This is a genomic window from uncultured Maricaulis sp. (genome assembly GCF_905480005.1).
Classification (GTDB): Bacteria; Pseudomonadota; Alphaproteobacteria; order Caulobacterales; family Maricaulaceae; genus Maricaulis.
In genome coordinates this window covers 16,194-36,989 of the sequence record NZ_CAJQOO010000038.1, presented here as the reverse complement: position 1 = coordinate 36,989, position 20,796 = coordinate 16,194, and the positions used below count along the sequence as shown (strand labels likewise).

Below are 20,796 nucleotides of genomic sequence, written 5' to 3'. Positions count from 1 at the left end.
GCCGGGTTCAGAGGCCTGAAGACAAGGCCCTGTCGAGATCGGCGATCTGGTCCTCGGCGCTCTCCAGTCCGACCGAAAGTCGTATCAGGCTGTCGGCGACACCGGCTTCAGCGCGCGCTTCCGGTGACATGGAAGCATGGGTCATCAGGGCCGGGATGCAGCACAGGCTTTCCACCCCGCCGAGCGATTGGGCCAGCGTGAAGATTTCAAGCGAGGCGACGACAGCTCGCGGGTCGGGGGCGTCCCCGGTCAGTTCCAGGCTTATCAATTGACCAAATCCGTCCTGCTGCCGTGCGGCCAGTTCATGGCCGGGATGGTTTTCCAGTCCGGGATAATCAACGCGGGCAATGCGCGGATCCGCGTCCAGCCAGCGAGCCACGGCGAGGGCGCTTTCGCACTGGGCCTGCACGCGTAGCGGAAGCGTGCGCAGGCCCCGCAGGGCGAGATAGCTGTCAAAGGCGGCGGCGCCGACGCCAACGCAATTGGCCCACCAGGCGAGCTCGGCCAGGCGTTCCGGATTGGCGCAGCACAGCGCGCCGCCCACCATGTCGGAATGCCCGTTGAGCAGTTTGGTCACTGACTGAACGGAATAGTCAGCGCCCCAGTCCAGCGGCCGCTGCAGGATGGGCGACATCACCGTATTGTCTACTGCCAGCTCGGTCCCGGCCTTGCGCGCCAGGCCGGCCAGGCCCTCCAGGTCAGAGATCCGAAGGCGTGGATTGGACGGCGTCTCGGCAATAATGAGGGCGACGTCCTGGTTGAGCGCGTTGGCGACCTGGTCGAGATCGCTTGTATCGACATAGACCGGTACCAGGCGACCGCCGCGCCCACGGGCATCGAGGAGGCGCCGAGTGCCGCCATAAGCGTCATGTGAGCACAGGACCCGCGCGCCGTGGGGCAGTCCGTGCAGGAGAAGGTCGATCGCTGACATGCCTGATCCAGTGACGATGGCACCGGCGGCATTCTCCAGTTCGGCAATGGCGTCAGCCAGCAGGGCGCGCCCCGGATTGCCGGTGCGGGCATAGTCGAATGCCGGCTGGATGGCCGGGTCCTCGCGCCGGTAGGCCGTCGAGAGCGAGAGCGGCGGAATGACAGCATTCCAGCTCCGGTCGGTATTCAACCCTGCCCGGATTGCTTTCGTGCGTTGATCGCTCGACATGTCAGCCCCCGAATATTTCGGTCAGAGTGGCGGCGATGATCGCGTCTTCCTTGAGGAAGGCGTCATGGCCGTAGAGCGAACTGAAGGTGATCAGGCGACCATTGGGGGTGCGTTTGGCGGCCTCCGCGATCTGGTCAACCGGCACGAGTCGATCCTCCAGCGCTGCCAGCCAGGTCACCGGGCAGGTAATGGCTCGGACATCGACCCGGTGTTCGTCCATGGAGCGCGAGAGAGCCAGAAAATATTCGGGATCGACCGTCTGGGCATAGCGTTCGCCCTGGGCAGCGAGATAGCCCGTGACACCACTGGCGTCGCGGCTCTCGGGGTCCGGCGCGGAGAAGCGGGTCTCGAATTCCTGCGGCGTGCGATAGGTGGTGACGGCGATGCGGCGGGCGAGGTCCAGCCCGGCCTTGCCATCGCCGAGACGCAGGGCCAGCTGCACCGTGTCGCGCTGGATGGACCGCCAGGCCTTGGTCATCTCGCTCGCCCGATCAGCTGCGGACACGACCACCAGCTGGCGCACCCGCTCCGGCGCCAACTGTGCCAGGGCGAGTCCGATCATGCCGCCATAGGATGAGCCGACAATGGCGAACTCACGAATATCGGCCGCATCGGCGAGCGCGAGAATGGCCCGCGCCTGATCCTGTGTGGTCGGGAAGGGATGGGCGTCTGCGCCAATGAAGTCGAAGGACAGGATGCGGTAGCGATTGGTGTCGATGGGTTTGCCGGGTCCAGCCTGCTGGCGCCACCAGCCATTCTCCTGAGGCGTGTCCGTAACAATACGGCCGAAGGAGATGCCGCCGAGGATCAGGATTGCGGGCGCGCCGTCCGGCCCGGTGACCCGTCCGCTGACCTTGACCGGCGACCCCGTGCCGGTGAGGGCGATGGTGGAGAGGTCCCGATACCGTTGGGCCGGGGGATGTTCCAGGGTGACGCTCATCGGTGACGACCCTCGGCGAGCAGGGCGCGGACATCGGAGAGGACAGAGCCCGCCGTCGGCGCCTGGCCGGCACCCTTGCCATTGAGCACGATCGAGGTGCCGCTGGCACAACAGACCTCGATCGCATTCTCCTCATTCTCGACCCGGGCCAGGGGATGGTCCTCGGGCAGCGCGATCAGACGGACACTGGCCGTCACACCGTTTTCGCCCGCGACGAGTTCAGCGACCTGGCGATAGCGCAGCGCTGTTTCCCGCGCGCCCAGAATCTGACCGACGGACAGGTCGAACAGGCTGTCCGCGGCGATGGCATAGGCATCCGGGGCAATATCGAAGGCAGCGCGGGCGATCAGGGCCAGCTTGGCGGCAGCATCCAGACCGTCGAGATCAGCGCTCGGGTCTTCTTCGGCAAAGCCGGCGGCTTGTGCGGCTGTGATTGCATCATCAAACCCGACGCCCTTCTCCAGCAAGCCCAGGACGAAATTCGACGTGCCGTTGAGGACGCCGCGCACCCGGGTCACGGTCTCGCCAGCGACTTTCAGCCGGGCCACGGTTTCCAGCACCGGGACCCCGCCTCCGACTGCCGCAGAATAGGCGAAGCCTGTTCCGGCCCGTCGGGCTCGCGCTTCCAGGTCCGGACGCCGCGCAATAACAGCCTTGTTCGCGGAGATGATGTGAATGCCGCGCTCAACCGCGAGGGTCAGGGCTTTCTCGGCCGCCGCGCAATCGGGCAGACCGTCAATGACGAGGTCCGGCCCGGTATCGAACGCGGCGGTGATGTCGGTCAGCCAAGCATAGCGCTCATCGCCCCGGCGGCGCGGTTTGCGGGTGACGATGGCCGCGATCTCGACCTGCGTCTCCATCGCTTCCAGCCCGGTCAGAACGCCGGCATTCACGGTGCCACATCCCAGCAGGACAACCCGCAGCCGCGGCGTCAGGGTCTCCGATGGGAGCGTATCGAGGGGATAATCAAGGGCCGCAACCAAGGACATTCTTCCACATTCCGTCTGGGCGGAAAGCGCGGACACACCGATTGCGGGATACTGACGAGGCGACTGAAAAGGGTGGCGATTGCCGTGCCTCGATCGATCCGCTTTAGCCGCACTTGTTCCGCGCCCGCAAGCTAGACATCAAATCGGCGCGACTTCACGTATAAAGATATGTTTATATGTGTCAAGCGGTGCTATCGGCGAATGCCGTCATTCGCGGGCGGACAGGCCAACGCACAGGGCCCGGTTGACCGGAAAGCGGCGCCCCGGATCGCCCGCCTCGGTGTCGATTAAGCCTTTTCTAGGCCTTCCCGGTTTTGACTTTGCCGGCGTTCGGGGAGAGCGTGCAGCAATGGTCGTTCGATGATCCGGCATTCCGACAGTCCAACCAATGGCAAGGGCCGCGTTCTGGCGATCACCTGTGTCGTTTTCGGCCTGATTTTGGTGTCGTATCTGGGCGCGGTCTCACTCGCCCTGCCCGGCTGGACGCCGGCCAAGGCTCTCGGCCTGTTCGCATCCGGTCTGTTTATCGCGCTGGGCGTGATCGCGTGGACGACCAACCAGTACCGCTGGGTTGCCCATACCTTTATTCTCGGCGCTCAGCTGATGGCATTTGCGGCCTCGCTGACCAATGGGGGTTTGCTGGGATATGTTGCGCCGTTGCAGCTCATCGCCCCGCTCGCGGCCGGCTTCTTTCTGAGTGCCAGGGCCGCGACAGTTTATGGCATCAGCTCGGTCATTCTCTTCGCGCTTCTGCTCCTGCTTGGCGTGCAGGGCATTATCACACCCACGCCTTACTCGATGGATGCTGAACGCGTGGCGGCGTTCTTCCTGTTGAGCATGGTCAGTATTCTCAGCCTGATCTGCGTGATCGGTTTCGTCCGGACGCAAGAAAACCTGTTGAGGGAGTCACGCAAGGCCGAACAGGCCAAGTCCGCATTTCTTGCCAATATGAGCCACGAAATACGCACGCCAATGAATGGCGTGCTGGGACTTCTCGAACTCGCCCGCGAGAGCAAGGATGGCACCCTTGACCGGCAGGGTGTTGCCACTGTCCATGCCTCGGCAACGGCATTGGTGACGGTTCTCAACGACATCCTTGACGTCACCAAACTTGATCAGGGTGGTATCACGATCAATCGCGAGGCGTGCGATCTGCGCCGCTTGTGCACCGATGTTATCGCCCTGTTCGCGGTTCAGGTCGCGGACCGGGATGTGGTCCTGAACCTGGAATATGACGATAGCCTGCCGCGCTGGCTCATGCTGGATCCAGTGCGCGTCCGGCAAGTCTTGTGGAACCTTGTCGGCAATGCCGTGAAGTTCACCGAGCATGGCCACGTCATATTGCGCGTGACGGCCCATGATCGCGAGCCTGATCGCCTGATGGTAGAGGTTGAGGATAGCGGCATTGGTCTGTCTCGTGAGGCCCAGGACCGGATTTTCGACCGCTTCGCACAAGCCGACGAAACGACAACGCGGGACTATGGCGGCACCGGCCTTGGTCTGGCGATCTGCCGTGATCTGACGGCGCTGATGGGCGCGGCACTGTGTGTCGAGAGCGTGGTCGACAAAGGTTCCACATTCCGTTTCGAGCTCACCGCTGTGGCTGCGGATGCCGGCGCGGGAGCAACCGCCGAACGGGACCGCTCCAGCGGACGTTCCTTGCGGGTCCTTGTTGTCGATGATCAGCCGATCAACCTGACCGTTGCCGCCGCCCTTCTGACCCATCTTGGGCACGACCCCTGTCTGGCCGAAGGGCCGGACACAGCCATCGCGCTGGCCCGGGCCGAAGCGTTCGACGTGATCCTGATGGATATCCAGATGCCGGGCATGGACGGTCTGGGCGTCACCGGAGTGATACGACAGGAGGCGGCGCTCAACGCGGAGACCCCGATTTTTGCCGTCACCGCCAGCGCGCTGGACGAGGACCGGGCCCGCTATCGCGAACCGGGCATCGACGGTTGTATCGGCAAGCCGCTCCAGCTGGAAGCCCTGGCTGAACATCTCGGGAGCGCCCATCCGAGGGCGGCGGCCTGACCCAATCTCGGCCGGCCCTTTGAGGGGGCTGCCTGCCTCGTTCGTCTTCCGGTTCTGACTGCCGCCGGCACGTGCGCCGCCATCCTGTGACCCATTCAGCGCTGAATGCACGACATCCCATACCGAACCCTCGACAGTCGCGCTCGCAGCCGCTACGCCTCAGGTCGGAAAGTCATGAAACCCGAGCGGGAGGTCTCCGACATGTTTGACAATCTTTTCAGCCTTGAAGGCCGTGTGGCGCTGATCACCGGTGGGTCGCGCGGCATTGGCGAGATGATCGCCGAGGGCTATGTGCGCGCCGGTGCCAAGGTCTATATCACGGCGCGCAAGGCGCCGGACTGCCTCGCCACGGCCGAGCGCCTGTCCGAGATCGGCACCTGTATCGCCCTGCCGGGTGATGCCTCGGGCGCGGATGGGGCCCAAGCGCTGGCGTCGAAGTTTCTCGAGCATGAGAGCAAACTCGATATTCTGGTCAATAATGCCGGGGCCGCCTGGGGTGCGCCGCTGGACGAGTTTCCCGAGAGTGGCTGGGACAAGGTCATGGACCTCAATGTCAAGACGCCCTTCTTCCTGATCCAGGCGCTGCACGGTGCGCTCAAGGCTGCAGCCTCGCCGCAACAACCGGCGAAGGTGATCAATATCGCCTCCATTGACGGGCTGTCGGTCAACATGATGGAGACCTATTCCTACGCCGCGTCCAAGTCCGGCATCATCCATCTGACCAAACGCCTCGGCATGGAGATGGCCAAGGAGAACATCAACGTCACCGCGATCGCACCCGGTGCCTTTGCGTCCAGCATGAACAAGGTCGCGCGCGACCATGCCGACATGGTCTCGAAGGGTGTTCCGTCCGGCCGGGTCGGTGAACCGTCCGACATGGCCGGTGCCGCGATCTTCCTGGCCTCACGGGCCGGTGATTATGTGGTCGGTTCGACGCTCGTTGTTGATGGTGGTGTGGCCCAGGCGCGTGGCGCATTCTAGGGCTCTCATCGCAAACTGACTGGTGAAGGGGCGGGCGCTGCGTGGCAGCCCCGCCCTTTTTCATGCGCTGACAGTGGCAGTGTTTCGACGTCGTTTGGCGCATGCTTCACGGCTGATTGGCTGATGCCTGGATCCAAAGAAAACGGGCGCCGGAGAGATCTCCGGCGCCCGCGTTTCAGGATCGGGTGTGATCCGTTGCTAGGATTACTGCCCCATGCGGCGGACTTCGACGTCACCCATTCCCAGCTCGCGAATACCGGCTTCGATCTCGGCAGCGTCGCCAATGATCAGCCAGACAAGCTGCTCCGGGTTCACGACTTCCTGTGCCGCGGCACGGACCTCGTCGAGGTCGAGGCCGTGATAGCGCGCAGTCAGCGTGGCCGGGAAGTTCCAGTCACGACCCAGATTCTGGCTGGAAACGAGCGAGTTCCGGACGGCGGCGGCCGTCTCGAACTGGCCCGGCAGCGAGCGGGTATTATTGTTCACCGAGCGCTCCAATTCGTCCGGCGTGGCCGGATTGGAGGAGGTGAATTCGCCGAACTCGCGCAGAAGTTCGGACAGGGAGTCCGTCGTGCGGTCGGTCTGGACCGGCGCATAGACCATCCAGGGGCGTTGGCCGCGGGCACCCCAGAGCAGGGTACGCGCACCATAGGACCAGCCCTTGTCTTCGCGCAGATTCATGTTGACCCGGGCCGAGAAGGAACCGCCGATGGCGTCATTCATGGCCGAGTAGACTTCCGGATTGTCGACCGAACCCGACGGGCCGATCAGGCCGGCCAGGATCAGCGATTGCGGCGAATTCGGACGATCAACAATGATCACCCGGGCGCTGTCGCCATTGGACGCCTCGGCCAGGTTCTTGGCCGGAAGCGGGGTCGACGGAGCCCGCCAGTTGCGGAAAGCCCGCTCCAGGATAGGCGTCACTTCATCCAGCGTCGTATCACCGACGATGAACAAGGTAGCATTGTCAGGACGCAGCCAGGTGGCCTGGTGTGCCAGCAGATCGTCCCGCATGAAGCCGCTGACGGCTTCTGGCGTTCCCGAACCGGTGAACGGCACCGAATAGGCATGGCCATCGCCATACATTTCCGGCGGCAGGAGACGCAGCGCGATCGAGATCGGGTTGGCCATTTCCTGCTGGATACCATTCAGCGTCTGCGAACGGACGCGATCGATGTCCTCGTCACGGAAGCTCGGATCGGTGATGATCGTCGCCATCAGCTCGACCGAGGGGCGCAGATTGGTGCGCAGGGCCGAGAGGCTGACGGAGGCGGTGTCGAGACCGGCACCGGTGGACAGGTTGGCACCCAGGCTTTCGGCCCGAGCGGCAATGTCCGTGGCGTCCATCCGACCCGCGCCTTCATCCAGCATATTCATGGTGAAACTGGTCAGACCCAGTTCACCACCTTCGACGCTGTCGGCTGCATAGCCGCTGTCGAAGACCATCTGCATCTCGACCACAGGCACCGCATCACGGCGCACGAAGACGATATCGACGCCATTGGACAATTCACCGGTTTCAACCGTCGGCCAGGCCAGTTCCGGCGTCGAGGCGACGACGGGCAGGGCCGAGCGATCAGCATCGGTTTCGACGCTGGCATAATCGCCAAAGGGCAACACGGTGATCTCGTGGGAACCCGTGGTCAGCCAGTCATTGGCGGTCTCGGTGATGCTGTCCGGCGTGGCGTTGTTGAGGCGCTCCAGATGGGTCCGCCAGAACGCCGGATCATTGGCATAGAGCGCACCCTCGGCGAGGGTGACGGCCTTGCCGCCAAAGCCACCGATCTGTTCCAGACCCCGCACGACGCCGGCATTGATCCGGGTCTGGGCGGTTTCCAATTCCTCGTCGGTCGGACCTTCGGCCAGAAGCTCCGCAACGATTTCATCGATGCGTGCCGAAGCCGCATCGACATCTTCGCCGGGGTTCAGCGTGACCTGGATATGGAATTGGCTGGCCAGCTGGTGCGCTTCGACATAGGCGAAGGCGCTGGTTGCGACCTGGCGCCCGAAGACGAAGTCCTGATAGAGGCGCGAGGTGCGGCCACCACCCAGAACAGTGGCGAAGAGCTGCAGGTCGGCACGCTCTGCCGTGATGCGGCCCGGGACGACCCAGGTCCGGTAGATGCGCGATTGCGGCACATCATCATACAGCGTCTCGGTGGTGCTGTAGCGACGTTCCGGGATCCAGGATTCAATGCGGTTCAGCGGCGGGCCGACGGGGGCGTCCCCGAAATAGCGCTCGACCAGCGGACGAGCTTCCTCGGCATTGATGTCACCGGCCAGGACCAGGACCGCATTCGAGGCGCCGTAATACTGTCGGAACCATTCCTGCACATCTTCCAGTGAAGCGGCATCAAGGTCTTCCATCGAGCCGATCGTGGAGTGGGCATAAGGGTGGCCTTCCGGGAAAAGCGCACGCAGGCGGGAATAGCTCACCATGCCGTAAGGCTGGTTGTCACCCTGGCGTTTTTCGTTCTGGACCACGCCGCGCTGCTCATCGAGGCGCTCCTGGTCAACCGCGCCCAGAAGGTGGGTCATGCGGTCGGATTCCATCCACAGCGCCATTTCCAGCGCCGGCGTCGGCACCGTCTGGAAATAGTTCGTGCGGTCGAACCAGGTCGTGCCGTTCATGCCGGTCGCGCCGACATCCTCGAACGGGCCGAAATAGTCGTCATTATAGTTTTCCGACCCGTTGAACATCAGGTGTTCGAACAGGTGCGCAAAGCCGGTGCTGCCTGCCGGCTCGGAGCCGGAACCGACCCCGTACCAGATGCTGACCGCGACAACCGGGGCCTTGCGATCCTCGTGCACGACAACGGTCAGGCCGTTTTCGAGCTCAAAGCTTTCATAAGGAATCTCGACGTCCGGGACCTGGGCCGTAGCCAGCCCAGTCCAGGACAGGGCGACCGCAAGGGTCGCCGCAAGAATACGTGGCATCAGTCTCTCCCACCTTACCAGTTCATGTGGCGACACATGTAGACCGTGGGACGCCGGGGTGAAGTAAATTTCCTGTAATGTGGTGCGGTCAAACCTTCTTCACGAACTCGGTTTTCAGCCCCATCTGGCCCACGCCATCAATGCGGCAGTCGATATCGTGGTCGCCATCGACGAGGCGGATATTCTTGACCTTGGTGCCGACTTTCACGACCTGGCTTGTGCCCTTGATCTTCAGATCCTTGATCACGGTGACCGTATCGCCATCCGTCAATTCGGTGCCATTGGCGTCGCGCCAAACCTTGCCGCCCGTTATATCCTCACTGCCGGTGGCCGTGTCGGGCGACCATTCATGAGCGCATTCCGGGCAGACAAGCAGGATCGAGTCCTCATAGGTCCACGGGCAGGCGCATTTCGGACAGGGCGGCAATTCGCTCATGGGTCGACTCTTTCGGATCGGACGGGCAGATGGAAGTCATCCTTAGACGCCTTCCATCTGCCCAGGTCCAGAACCGGAATACAGGGTCAATCTGCGAATTGCGACGCCATCTGGTCGAACCAGCCCTGATACATCGGCTCGATATGAGCGCCGTAGTAGAGCAATTCCGGGGTGTCGTAACGCAGCGCCAGATTGGCCTGGGTGAAGGCGGTAGCCGGGGGCAGGTCGTGGCTTGGCGCGCCATGGGCGGCTTCCAGGGCTGCGCGCAGCTCGCCGGCCTCTTCCGCTTCGGTCAGCACCCAGACAAAGGCCAGGGCATCATCAGCGAAGACAAATTCAGCCTCTCGCGGGGCGCCAGCATGGTCCAGACCCGTGCAATCAGCCTGGATGTGGCTGGTCTGGGCGACCGGCATCTCCTCGAGCGGCAGGTCGCGGATGGTCAGCGTGTCACAGGCGGCGTCCAGCATTGGCCGGATGGTCTCCAGGCTGGCCCCGAAACGGGCCATCGCCGGTGCCGTCTCCGGGCCGGCCTGGGCCGGGCTTGGCGTGGTGGCGCAGGCGGCCAGAGTGATCGCAGCGGTCGCGAGGGCGAGTGGGTTCAGGGGGGCGGCTTTGGCAGTCATGCTGGGGTCCTTCGGGTCAGCGATTTGGGACCCTCTCTCTGCCCGGCCAGGCCAATCGGGTCGTCCCGGATCAGGATATGGGACGGTACGAGGCATGATCCGGGACCTCAGCCCGATCTGGCACGTCGGGTCTGCGCCCGGTCAAAGGCCCGGCTCGGTGTCTCCCCGCGAAGTTCGCGATAGAGACGATTGAAGGCGGACTTGGAGTTGAACCCGGCCTCGAAGGCGAGCGTGAGCAGGGTCTCATCGGCTCGCCCGGGATCCGCCATCATGGTGTCGACAGCGTCGACACGCAGCCCGTTCACATAGGCCGAGAAGCTCCGGCCGCTGCCGGCATTGACGGCCCGCGACACATCTCGGCTCGTCCCGCCGGCCTCACGCGCGATATCGGCGAGGGAGAGTCGCGGCTCGCGCCATAATTCACGTTCGCGGACGATCCCGTCGATGCGCGCGAAATCATCCAGCATATCGGCGTCATCCGGCGCGGATCGGGAGGCCGCGCCGGCACGGCCCGCTTCCAGTCCCCTGGGTGACAGCGCGCCGCGCGCGCGAACATGATCACGCGTACGCCAGGCCATCGCGGAGAGCAGGGATGTCACCGCGACCAGGACGAGCGCCAGCCCGGTATCATCGAGTGTCGGAAGGCGTGCCGCGAGGGCGGAGCGGGCGATGTCGAAGGCGGCAATCAGAACAAAGGCGTAGAAGGCATGTCGAACCCAGCGCAAATGGACCCGGTCATCATCGGCCCGGATCTCGCCGGTCAGGCGCTGGTGTTCTCGCAGTGCGAAAGCGATGGCGACAAGATATCCAACCAGGAGCGGGAGTCCGGCAAGCTGGGGCATAGGGTCGGCAGGACGGAAGACCACAACCAGCAGCGCGGGTATGGCGTGCAGGAGGTCGCGCCAGCCTGGCCGGGCTTCGCGATAGCAAAGTCCGCGCACGAAAAGCCAGAGGCCCGGCCCGTAAAGCAGACCAAAGGCGCTGGTGATATCGGCGCTCTGGGGCAAGCCGGCCTGGCCGGTGATCAGATTGGCCAGCATGTGCGCCGCAAAGACCAGCGAAAGCAGGCCGAGGCTGGGCGAAATCCGGCGCACAACCAGAAAAACCGCCAGCAGGGTCGCGTGGTAGGCGGCGAGCAATTGCACGCTGTCGATCAGGGTCATGCGCTCAGCCTCCGGCGCGGATGGCCTGCATGACGCCGAGTATGATGGCGGCGTTGAAACCGATTCCGAGCGTCGTGATGATCCCGGTGACAGCGGCAACTCCGGTCAACATCAGGGCGCGGATCGGCATCATCATGACAGCCTCGACCCGAGCGGGGCCGGCCCAGCGCGGGCGCGTCAGTTTCTCGATCAGGTCGGTGAAACCACCTCGCCAGAGGAGGACTGTCAGCATGACCCAGATAACGGCCCAGACGATCGGCGCGAGCCGGATCGCCACGTCCATGCCGGGCAGGTTGAGCAGCGCCTGCAACTCTTCAAACATTCAAAACCCTTTCGGCATGCATATTCCTCATTAGCCTTTCCGCAACCTGCGCGCTACATGCGCAGGTGGATGCGGGCTCCGTTCGGTCTAGATGAGCGGAGATTGCAGGTGTGGCGACGGATCGGAGTTTCCGGCCCGTGTTACAGAAAGAGCAGGCTCGGGGGCCAATTGGCAGGCATGATGTCGACGAAACGGATAGTGATCGGTGTAGCCGGTCTTCTTGTGCTGGCTGCGGCCGGCTGGTGGTGGATGTCCCGCGGCGGTGACGCTACGGGTGAGGTTGTGATCGAGACCGAGACGGTCGCGGCAGGCGAGGTGCGTCGGATCGTATCGGCCTCCGGAGCCGTGCGGGCACTGGTTACGGTCGAAGTCGGTTCCCAGCTATCCGGCCAGATCGAGTCGCTTTTCGTTGATTTCAACGACACGGTGGAAGCCGGGCAGATCATCGCCCAGCTCAATCCGGAGACCTATGAAACCCGCATTCGCGAGGCCGAAGCCAATCGCGCCACGGCGGCGGCCAATCTGTCCCTGCAGCGCGCCAACCGGCTCACCGCAGAAGCCAATGCGCGGTCGGCCCGTCAGGAATATGATCGTATCCAGGCCCTGTTCGACCGCGGTATTTCAGCCCAGTCGGCGCTGGACAATGCCCTGACCGCCCATGAGGCTGCCCAGGCCAGCCTGGCTGTGTCCGACGCCCAGATCCGCAATGCCCAGGCCGTTCTGGCCCAGCGTGATGCCACCATGGAAGGTGTGCAGATTGATCTGGATCGCACGACCATTCGCGCGCCGATTAACGGGATCGTGGTCGACCGTGCCGTGGATCAGGGGCAGACCGTTGCTGCAAGCCTGTCAGCCCCGACCCTCTTCACCATCGCCCAGGATCTCGGCCAGGTGCAGATCGATGCCCAGGTCGATGAAGCCGATATCGGTCAGATCGCTGAAAGCCAGCCTGTTGCTTTCACGGTTGATGCGTATCCCGGTCTCGAGCTCACCGGTGTTGTGGATCAGATCCGGCTTGCGCCACAGACACTGAACAATGTCGTGACCTATACGGTAGTGATCTCGGCGGCTAATCCCGGTCAGCGCCTCCTGCCGGGCATGACCGCCAATATGGACATTATTACCGGGGAACGTTCCGGTGTACTGACCGTCCCGAATTCGGCCCTGCGCTTCCGCCCATCCCCGGCGCTGGAAAGCCGTGCCCGGCCCGTGGATGATGGTGCGGGCGGCGGTCGCGGTGGTCCCGGTGGTGGACGCCGTGGCGGCAATCCGATGGCGCAAATGGCCGAGCGTCTGGAACTGACGCCCGACCAGCAGGAGCAGGCCGGGGCCATTTTCCGTCAGGTCTTCGGCCGTATGGCGGCTGCGGCTCAGGCTGGCGAGACGCCGGACCGCGAAGCAGCCCAGGCCGAGATCACCCGCGAGTTGCAAGCCGTCTTCACGCCGGAGCAGATGACCGCTTATCGTGACATGCAACGCGAAATGCGAGAGACCCGGTCGGCAACGATCTGGGTGCTCGAGGCTGATGGCGCCCTCGTCGAACGTCGCGTCAGGGTCGGCATCAATGACACCCAGAAGACCGAAGTGGTGGGCGGTCAGCTCGAGGCCGGTGACGCTGTCATTACTCGCGCTCGCGAGGTGCGTGAATAATGCCGGCGCTGATCGAGTGCCGGAATCTGGTCAAGACCTATGAGATGGGCGACCAGGTCGTGCACGCACTCAATGACGTCTCGCTGGATATCGAGGCGGGTGAGTATGTGGCCATCATGGGGACTTCCGGTTCAGGCAAATCGACCCTGATGAATCTGCTTGGCGCGCTTGATCAGCCGACATCTGGGCAATTGCGCATCGCCGGTGAGGATGTCCGGGCGCTGGGGCCGGATGCGGTTTCGCGTTTTCGCAATCGCACGATCGGGTTTGTCTTCCAGCAGTTCAATCTCCTGCCGCGCACCAGTGCTTTGGAAAACGCCGCTCTCCCGCTGATCTATTCCGGTCTGCCGCATGCGGAACGCGTCAAGCGGTCCATGGCGCGACTCGAGCAGGTCGGTCTGGGCGAGCGGACGGATCATCATCCGGCCCAGCTCTCCGGTGGGCAACAGCAGCGAGTCGCCATCGCGCGAGGGCTGGTCAATGACCCGAAAATCCTGCTCGCTGACGAGCCGACAGGAGCGCTTGATACCAAGACCTCCAAGGACATCATGGCGATTTTCGACCAGCTCAACCGCGAGGGGATCACTGTGATTTTGGTGACTCATGAGCAGGAAGTTGCCGAACATGCCCGTCGCCAGATCGTGTTTCGCGATGGCGAGATAGTGGAGGACCGCTCATGAATGCGCTCGCATCCTTGCGCGTGGCGCTGACCGCGCTTCGCATCAACGCGCTTCGCAGTGCACTGGCCATGCTCGGCGTCATTATCGGTGTCGCCTCTGTCATCGTCCTGGTGTCGATCAGCGAAGGAACGAAACAGGCGGTCGAGGCGCAGATTGCGAGCTTCGGCGCCAATCTCCTGATCATTCGCCCAGGCTCTTCCATGTTTGGCGGACGTCGGGGTGGCGCGGGCTCGGCTGACCCGATGACCGATGGCGATGTGGAGGCAATCCGCACAGAAATCGCCGGCCTTGCGGGCGTCTCGGGCGAAGTGTCGGCCGGGACCACTCTGGTCTTCGGCGGAATCAACTGGACCTCTCGGATCCAGGGCGTGAACCCCGATTATTTCTCCGCGCGCGGCTGGGTGATCGGCGAAGGGCGCGCCTTTTCCGGTGCCGAGGATGTGTCTGGTCGACGCTATGTGGTGGTCGGGCAGACCATCATCCAGGAATTGTTCGACGGGGCCAGTCCGCTGGGCCAGTCCATCCGGATTGGCGGCCAGCCTTTCGAGGTCATCGGCACGCTTGAACGCAAGGGTGAGACCTCCTGGGGTCAGGACCAGGATGATGTCGTCTTTGCCCCTCTGTCGACGGTTCGCCAGCGTTTCGGTGCCGGCATGCGCGCGACCGTGCGCGATGCGGTCTCGACCATCTATGCCGATATCGCGCCGGGTGAATCCACCTCGCGGGTGATCGAGGATATTCAGGACCTCCTGCGCATAAGGCGCGAGATCCAGCCCGGTGCCGAGGATGATTTCGCCGTCGGTTCACTCGCGGAATTCATTCGAGCGCGCAATGAGACCGAGAGTCAGCTCGGCCTTTTGCTGGCTGTGGGTGCCGGCATTGTCCTTCTGGTTGGCGGGATCGGCATCATGAATATCATGCTGGTCTCGGTCACCGAACGGACACGGGAGATCGGTCTGCGACTGGCCGTCGGCGCGCGGCGCGCAGATGTACGCAACCAATTCCTGATCGAGAGCATTGTTCTGTGTGTGATTGGTGGCCTGGCCGGCCTGGTGGTCGGGGTCGGCGGAACGCTCATCTATGCCGAGGTCGGCCAGCTCGACATCGTCATCGACCCGGTCATTGTCGCCATTGCGATCGGCGCGTCTGCCCTGGTCGGGGTTTTCTTCGGTCTCTACCCGGCGCACCGCGCGTCGCGACTCAACCCGATCGACGCCCTGCGTTTCGAATAGGGTCAGGGATCCGGCACGTTCCGGCGCGGCGGTGTTCGTGGCAGATCGAAGGTGAAGCGTGTGCCTTCGTCCTGCTCGGACTCGACGCGGATCGTGCCGCCGAGGCGTTCAACGGCTTGCCGAACGACCGCCAGACCGATCCCTGTGCCCTCATATTCTTCGCGCGTGTGAAGCCGCTGGAAGGGCGCGAAAATCTTTTCGGCGAAGCGCATGTCCATGCCGATTCCATTATCCGCCACCGTGAAGGTCCAGCCCGTCGCCGTGGCCTCGCTCGAAATCATGACCTCGGGGTCAGCGATGCCACGGTATTTCACGGCATTCGAGATCAAGTTCTGGAAAATCTGGGTGAGCAGAACCGGGTCTGACTGCAGCGTGGGAAGAGTCTGGATCTGGATGACCGCGTTGTTCTCGGTGATCCGGGTTTCGATCTGGTCCAGCACGTCCGTGACGAGCGCGCGCGTATCAACTTCCTCGAGATTCAGGGGCTGACTGGACAGTTTGGAATAGTCCAGCAGCTCAGTGATCAGCCGCTGCATGCGCTGCGCAGCATCGGCGAGGAAATCCAGACTGCGAACCCCGTCCTCGTCCAGCTTGTCGGAATAACGCCGCTTCACCAGTGAGGAGAAGGCGGCCACCTTGCGCAGGGGTTCCTGGAGATCGTGTGAGGCGACGGTGGCAAACCGGTCCAGCTCGCGATTGGTGCGCTCCAACTGGATATTGGTCGCGCGCAATTCTGTGACGTCGGTGAGGATGGCGTAGCTGCGCGACGGATTGCCGTCGGTGTCGCGCTCGAGGAAGGAAGAGAGCAGTACATCGACCGGATCGCCATTCTTTCGGACGTAGCGGTAGGGCGTATGCGTGTTGTGGCCAACCTGGAACAGGCGGGGCAGTTCTACATCGATCGCCCGCTCCTGCGATTCAGCATCGAGGAAGTCGGTTGATTTGCGGCCGATGACTTCCGATCGCTTGTAACCCAGGTGCGAGAGCCAGTAGTCACTCACCTCCACAATATGGCCGTCAGCATCGATCGTGTGCATCATGGCCGGTGTCGCGCGATAGATGCGCTCGAACCGGGCCCGTTCTTCCGACATCATGGCCTCGAGCTGGCGTGTGGCATCGACATTCCACAACACGCCGGACGCCGCGACGGGGCGGCCGCGCTCGTCTCGCTCGATGATCCGCCCGGTCAAGCGGTGCCAGACAAAGTCACCCTTCCAGTCGCGTAATCGGTATTGGTCGTCGGCCTGAACATTGGGCGTCGTCATGATGTGCGCGACAACGGCATCAACGCCGGCGATGTCGGCCGGATGAATGCGTTCGCGCCACTCGTCGAGACCGATTGTGCGGGCATCCTTTTCTCCGAAGAGCTCGGCAACGATGGTGCCGCGCAGATCAATGGTCTGGCGGGCCATGTCAATACGCCAGGTCCCCAGCGCGGCCGCGGTGACAGCCTGGAAGAGCTGTTGCTCGCGATCCGCCAGGGCTTCCTGGGTCGCAAGGCGTTCGCTGATGTCGGCAATGAAGCCGGACGCGACGGTCGGTACGCCATGGCTGTCCCGCTCCGAGATGCGGCCACGATTGTGGATGCGGATCCAGCCGCTCTTTTCCGATTGATACCGCAGGATGAGATCAACGGAGTCGCGTTCGCCGGACTCGAGCTGTTGGAAGGAGTCGCGCGTTAATTCCATGTCGTCGGGATGCACGCGCGATAGCCAGTCGTCATAAGTGACGCGGGCATCACCGGGAGGCAGGCCCATCATCTCGGCCACAATCGCGCTGACTTCGCCGACACGCGTTTTGAGATCGGTCCGCCACGCCCCTTCACCGGCAGCCAGCAGAGCTTCGCGCAGGCGCCGGTCGCTTTCTGCGAGCGCTCGCTCGAGACGGCGTTCTTCCGTGATATTGCTGACGATCCCGGCAGCTCGCTCCGCCGAACCGTCGTCGGCCCACTCGACAACCCGACCGCGCGATCTCAACCAGACCTCAGAACTGTCGGGACTGATCACCCGAAAGCGCCCAAGGCTCTGACTGGACCCGGAACCGGGTCGCTCGCGAGGTTGATGAAGGAATTCGTCGAAGCGCTTGCGAGCCCTTGCTCGACCTTCTTCCGGGATGAGACCATACCAGTCATCGGACGAAACCACGCTGCCGTCCTCGACATCGAGAAGGCGGGCGAGAACACCGGAAACGTGCAGCTGGTCTTGTTTGATGTCGAGGCTCCAGGCTCCGTCATTGGCGCCTTCAAGACCCTCACGCATCAATCTTTCGGTTTCGATCAGTTTGATCTCGAGCTGTTTGCGCTCGGTAATGTCGATGAGGACACCGGCAGCGACTCGAGTGTCGCCTTGTGGCTTTATCCGTCCGCGCGAGCGCAGCCAGACCCATTTATCTGTTCGAGCATCGAGGACCCGGTACTCGATATCCAGCGTGTCGCTGGTCCCGTCCGCCAGCGCGTCGACCAGGCTGCTGAGACCGGATTTGTCAGAGTCATGGACACGCGCCAGCCACACGGACCTATCGACTTCCTGCGGTTCCGGAGGCAGGCCGAGGATCGCCCGGATAGGGCCGATCGGCGTGACCTGACGCGATGCCAGATCGATTTCCCAGACGCCGCTGGACCCGGATTCGATGGCGTCCGCGAGTTGGCGTTCTCGAGCCGCCAGCTTGTCTTCCAGTGCTTGGCGGTCGGTACTGTCCGAGACAACGCCGGAGACCCGCAGCGCATGCCCCTCGCGGGTGAATTCGGTGACCTTGCCGCGCATATGCAGCCAGCGCCAGGCGTCGTCCGCGCGACGGGCCCTGAAGGTGACATCCAATGGCTGGGTCGGATTGGATCGCAGCGTCTCGATGGAATCGGCAAGATGCTGGCGGTGGTCTGTATCGGTAATCTCCAGCCAGCGCTCCAGTGAGATGGTCGCGTCGGCGGAGGAGATGCCGAGGAACTCATTGATGAAGCCGCGCGTGGAGCCAAGCCGCGTCACCAGATTGAGCGAGAATGCGCCTTCATTGGCCGACGCCAGGGCGGCGCGCAGCTGGATGTCGCTGGCTTCGAGCTTGGCTTTCAGGGACAGCTCCGCCGTCACGTCCCGGATGAAGAGAATGACGCCCGTGCCGGGCATCTCTGATCCGGGTGCGCCGGTGCTGTGGGTCTTGGGTTCGGGAGCGCGTGCGGCGACGGTCTCGCCGTCAAAGACCCGGCTGTTGCGGGTTCTGTAGCGGGTGGTGAAACGGCCCTCCGGCAGACCGTCGGGAATATTGAAACCCGCCTCTTCAAGCTGGTCATACGCGCGGGCATCAGCAAAGACGATCTGGGCCCGCTTGCCGGCCAGGTCGGCCTGATCATAGCCGAGGAGTTCAGCTGCGGATGAATTGATCGAGGTGATGGCCCCGTGAGCGTTCAAGACGAGAATTGCCAACGGCGAGCACGCGAACAGCGCCCGTTGCATTTCGGCGGACCGGGTGGTCATCGCGTCCTTGCTCCCGCACTGAGTGTCATCGATCCTCTTTCGGCCGCCCGCATGTCGACAGTTTGAGCCTGTCCGGTTCGTATTAAAAAGGTTTTACGGCGCGGAAACTTAGCATTCGCGCTGCAGAGGGGTCACGCAAAGACATTCCACGGCGGGGGCAGTTGTGAATGAGAACGAGGCTGGCCTTGCGCAATTGTGTCGATATGCTCCCTCGTCACCGAGTATTTGGGGAGTATTATTGTGCCCGACGCCCATCAGAATGCCTCCGGCGAATCGCCGATCCTTCAGGTCTCCGACCTTAATGTTGATTTCCGGACGCCGGACGGTGTGGTCCAGGCCGTGAAGGGCGTGTCGCTGGAGATCAAGGCGGGTGAGTGCCTGGCTGTGGTTGGCGAGTCGGGCTCGGGCAAGAGCCAGACTTTCCTCGCGGCAATGGGCCTGTTGGCCTCGAACGGCCAGGCAACCGGCTCGATCAAGTACCGCGGTGACGAGATCCTCGGTTTGTCGCCGCGCAAGCTCAACCGGGTGCGCGGTCGCTCGATGACGATGATTTTCCAGGACCCGTTGACCTCGCTGACGCCGCATATGACGGTAGGCGACCAGATGCAGGAAGTCTTGGGCATCCACATGAAGATGCGCGGCAAGGTCGCGGAAGCGCGCGCTCTGGAATGGCTCAACCGGGTCCGTATCCCCGAGGCCCAGCGTCGTCTTGCGCAATACCCGCACGAACTCTCCGGCGGCATGCGTCAGCGTGTCATGATCGCCATGTCGATGCTGTGCGAGCCGGATTTGCTGATCTGTGACGAGCCGACCACGGCGCTCGATGTGACCGTCCAGGCCGAAGTGCTCGACATCATGGATGAGCTGAAACACGAAACCGGCGCTGCCCTGGCCCTGATCACCCATGATATGGGCGTGGTGGCGCGCATGGCCGACCGGGCCCAGGTGATGAAGCACGGAGTCTATGTCGAGGGCGGCAAGATCGAGGACATCTTTGCTGATCCGCAGCACGCCTATACTCGCATGTTGCTTGAAGCGATGCCGCGCCTGGACCGACCCGATCGCCCTGGCCATACGGCGCTCAAGCCGGTCGCGGGCGAGGCCGATGCCGACCCGCTCCTCTCGGTGTCGGACGTCAAAGTCCAATTCCCGATCCAGGTCTCTGGGGGTCTGCGCCCGACCTACAAGACGTTGCGGGCCGTCGACGGGATCAGCTTTGACCTCCAGCCCGGCGAGACATTGGGCGTGGTGGGCGAGTCCGGCTGCGGCAAGTCGACACTGGCGCGGGCTGTCCTGCGGCTGGTTCCGGCCCAGGAAGGCGCGGTCTCATGGATCGGTCGCGACCTGCTCGGTCTCAAGGCGAATGATCTGCGCAAGGCGCGCGAGGATTTCCAGATCGTTTTCCAGGATCCGCTGGCTTCGCTCGATCCGCGCATGACGATCGGTGCCTCGATCGAGGAACCACTGCTCACCTTCCGCAAGGCGATGCGGCGCACGGAGCGCGAGGTCGTGGTCAAGGAGATGATGGAGAAGGTCGGTCTCGACCCGAACATGATCAATCGATATCCGCACGAGCTGTCCGGCGGCCAGAACCAGCGCGTCGGCATTGCTCGCGCCATGATCCTGCGCCCCAAACTCGTCATCTGCGACGAGGCCGTGTCGGCGCTCGACGTGTCAATCCAGGCCCAGATCGTGGAGCTTCTGATCAAGCTCCAGCAGGAGATGGACCTGTCGATGATCTTCATCTCGCATGACCTCTCGGTCGTGCGCGAGATTTCGCATCGCGTGATGGTGCTCTATCTCGGCCGCGTCGTTGAAATGGCGGATCGTGACCAGATCTATGAGGATGCCCGCCATCCCTATACCCAGGCCCTGATTTCGGCCGTGCCGGTTCCTGATCCCGTGGTCGAGAAAGCGCGCGTGCGCGTCAAGCTGGACGGGGAATTGCCCTCCCCGATGGATACCCGCGCCCAATTGCGTTTCATGAAGTCGAAACTGGTCGATGATCCGGATGTGGAGCAGTACCGCCCGCAATTGATGGAAGTCGCGGAAGGCCATTGGGTCGCCGAGCACGACCCATTCGAACAAGCGTCGGTCTGACCCGCAGTTTGCAGCTAATTCACTCGACAATGGCTCGGACCCCTCTAGGTTCCGAACCCTTGAACATGTCCGGGAGAGCAGGA

General features: G+C 63.1%; 15 protein-coding genes. 6 read left to right on the top strand and 9 right to left on the bottom strand.

The features are described 5' to 3' along the window. Positions 1-7: 7 nt before the first annotated feature. Genes QZ266_RS04725 through QZ266_RS04715 form a run of 3 tightly spaced genes read right to left on the bottom strand, consistent with a single transcriptional unit; the run spans position 8 to position 3,082 of the window. The gene (locus QZ266_RS04725; RefSeq protein ID WP_295692058.1) at positions 8-1,159 is read right to left on the bottom strand and encodes a PLP-dependent aspartate aminotransferase family protein; all 1,152 of its coding nucleotides are present in this window, start codon (positions 1,157-1,159) and stop codon (positions 8-10) included. A gap of 1 nt (position 1,160) precedes the next feature. Continuing rightward, a complete protein-coding gene (locus QZ266_RS04720; protein WP_295692057.1) occupies positions 1,161-2,099 on the bottom strand; it encodes a homoserine O-succinyltransferase in 939 nt (312 codons plus the stop codon). Further along, complete coding sequence (locus QZ266_RS04715) at positions 2,096-3,082, bottom strand: homoserine dehydrogenase (RefSeq protein ID WP_295692056.1); 987 nt, start codon at positions 3,080-3,082, stop codon at positions 2,096-2,098. The genes QZ266_RS04720 and QZ266_RS04715 overlap by 4 nt, the downstream gene beginning before the upstream one ends. A gap of 366 nt (positions 3,083-3,448) precedes the next feature. Between QZ266_RS04715 and QZ266_RS04710 the strand changes: the two genes are divergently transcribed. Further along, complete coding sequence (locus tag QZ266_RS04710) at positions 3,449-5,122, top strand: ATP-binding protein (protein ID WP_295692054.1); 1,674 nt, start codon at positions 3,449-3,451, stop codon at positions 5,120-5,122. Positions 5,123-5,323: 201 nt separating this feature from the next. Beyond that, a complete protein-coding gene (locus QZ266_RS04705; protein ID WP_295692053.1) occupies positions 5,324-6,103 on the top strand; it encodes an SDR family oxidoreductase in 780 nt (259 codons plus the stop codon). A gap of 204 nt (positions 6,104-6,307) precedes the next feature. On the opposite strand, the gene QZ266_RS04700 is transcribed toward QZ266_RS04705, so the two are convergent. The 5 genes from QZ266_RS04700 to QZ266_RS04680 form a co-directional block, all read right to left on the bottom strand. Continuing rightward, complete coding sequence (locus tag QZ266_RS04700; RefSeq protein ID WP_295692052.1) at positions 6,308-9,040, bottom strand: pitrilysin family protein; 2,733 nt, start codon at positions 9,038-9,040, stop codon at positions 6,308-6,310. A gap of 88 nt (positions 9,041-9,128) precedes the next feature. Continuing rightward, positions 9,129-9,476, bottom strand: coding sequence for a zinc ribbon domain-containing protein YjdM (locus QZ266_RS04695; RefSeq protein ID WP_295692051.1), 348 nt, complete (start codon positions 9,474-9,476; stop codon positions 9,129-9,131). Between the two features lie 86 nt (positions 9,477-9,562). Next, on the bottom strand, positions 9,563-10,099 hold the full coding sequence (locus QZ266_RS04690; RefSeq protein ID WP_295692049.1) for a hypothetical protein: 537 nt from the start codon (positions 10,097-10,099) through the stop codon (positions 9,563-9,565). A 107-nt stretch (positions 10,100-10,206) separates the two neighbouring features. Further along, positions 10,207-11,262 carry an AraC family transcriptional regulator gene (locus tag QZ266_RS04685; protein WP_295692046.1) on the bottom strand — a complete coding sequence of 352 codons (1,056 nt, stop codon included), beginning with the start codon at positions 11,260-11,262 and terminating at the stop codon, positions 10,207-10,209. A 4-nt stretch (positions 11,263-11,266) separates the two neighbouring features. Continuing rightward, complete coding sequence (locus tag QZ266_RS04680) at positions 11,267-11,584, bottom strand: hypothetical protein (RefSeq protein ID WP_295692045.1); 318 nt, start codon at positions 11,582-11,584, stop codon at positions 11,267-11,269. A 198-nt stretch (positions 11,585-11,782) separates the two neighbouring features. Between QZ266_RS04680 and QZ266_RS04675 the strand changes: the two genes are divergently transcribed. The 3 genes from QZ266_RS04675 to QZ266_RS04665 are packed head-to-tail and all read left to right on the top strand — an operon-like array spanning position 11,783 to position 15,146. After that, entirely contained in the window at positions 11,783-13,234 is a 1,452-nt protein-coding gene (locus QZ266_RS04675; protein WP_295692043.1) for an efflux RND transporter periplasmic adaptor subunit, read from the top strand. Further along, positions 13,234-13,914: an ABC transporter ATP-binding protein gene (locus QZ266_RS04670; protein WP_295692041.1), complete on the top strand. Its 681-nt coding sequence runs from the start codon at positions 13,234-13,236 to the stop codon at positions 13,912-13,914. The genes QZ266_RS04675 and QZ266_RS04670 overlap by 1 nt, the downstream gene beginning before the upstream one ends. Continuing rightward, the gene (locus tag QZ266_RS04665; protein WP_295692039.1) at positions 13,911-15,146 is read left to right on the top strand and encodes an ABC transporter permease; all 1,236 of its coding nucleotides are present in this window, start codon (positions 13,911-13,913) and stop codon (positions 15,144-15,146) included. The genes QZ266_RS04670 and QZ266_RS04665 overlap by 4 nt, the downstream gene beginning before the upstream one ends. Before the next feature lie 2 nt (positions 15,147-15,148). Here the strand turns inward: QZ266_RS04665 and QZ266_RS04660 are convergent, their stop codons facing one another. Then, positions 15,149-18,613, bottom strand: a complete 3,465-nt coding sequence (locus tag QZ266_RS04660; protein WP_295692037.1) for a PAS domain-containing protein — start codon at positions 18,611-18,613, stop codon at positions 15,149-15,151. A 240-nt stretch (positions 18,614-18,853) separates the two neighbouring features. Here QZ266_RS04660 and QZ266_RS04655 point away from each other — a divergent pair, with 240 nt between their 5' ends. Beyond that, positions 18,854-20,713 carry a dipeptide ABC transporter ATP-binding protein gene (locus QZ266_RS04655; protein WP_295692036.1) on the top strand — a complete coding sequence of 620 codons (1,860 nt, stop codon included), beginning with the start codon at positions 18,854-18,856 and terminating at the stop codon, positions 20,711-20,713. The last annotated feature ends 83 nt before the right edge of the window (positions 20,714-20,796 follow it).

Bases quoted from the DNA above. Each gene is read 5' to 3' on its own strand.
- QZ266_RS04690 (WP_295692049.1), bottom strand. From the start codon at position 10,099: ATGACTGCCAAAGCCGCCCCCCTGAACCCACTCGCCCTCGCGACCGCT.
- QZ266_RS04660 (WP_295692037.1), bottom strand. From the start codon at position 18,613: ATGACCACCCGGTCCGCCGAAATGCAACGGGCGCTGTTCGCGTGCTCG.
- QZ266_RS04725 (WP_295692058.1), bottom strand. From the start codon at position 1,159: ATGTCGAGCGATCAACGCACGAAAGCAATCCGGGCAGGGTTGAATACC.
- QZ266_RS04710 (WP_295692054.1), top strand. From the start codon at position 3,449: ATGATCCGGCATTCCGACAGTCCAACCAATGGCAAGGGCCGCGTTCTG.
- QZ266_RS04695 (WP_295692051.1), bottom strand. From the start codon at position 9,476: ATGAGCGAATTGCCGCCCTGTCCGAAATGCGCCTGCCCGTGGACCTAT.
- QZ266_RS04665 (WP_295692039.1), top strand. From the start codon at position 13,911: ATGAATGCGCTCGCATCCTTGCGCGTGGCGCTGACCGCGCTTCGCATC.
- QZ266_RS04700 (WP_295692052.1), bottom strand. From the start codon at position 9,040: ATGCCACGTATTCTTGCGGCGACCCTTGCGGTCGCCCTGTCCTGGACT.
- QZ266_RS04705 (WP_295692053.1), top strand. From the start codon at position 5,324: ATGTTTGACAATCTTTTCAGCCTTGAAGGCCGTGTGGCGCTGATCACC.
- QZ266_RS04685 (WP_295692046.1), bottom strand. From the start codon at position 11,262: ATGACCCTGATCGACAGCGTGCAATTGCTCGCCGCCTACCACGCGACC.
- QZ266_RS04720 (WP_295692057.1), bottom strand. From the start codon at position 2,099: ATGAGCGTCACCCTGGAACATCCCCCGGCCCAACGGTATCGGGACCTC.
- QZ266_RS04670 (WP_295692041.1), top strand. From the start codon at position 13,234: ATGCCGGCGCTGATCGAGTGCCGGAATCTGGTCAAGACCTATGAGATG.
- QZ266_RS04680 (WP_295692045.1), bottom strand. From the start codon at position 11,584: ATGTTTGAAGAGTTGCAGGCGCTGCTCAACCTGCCCGGCATGGACGTG.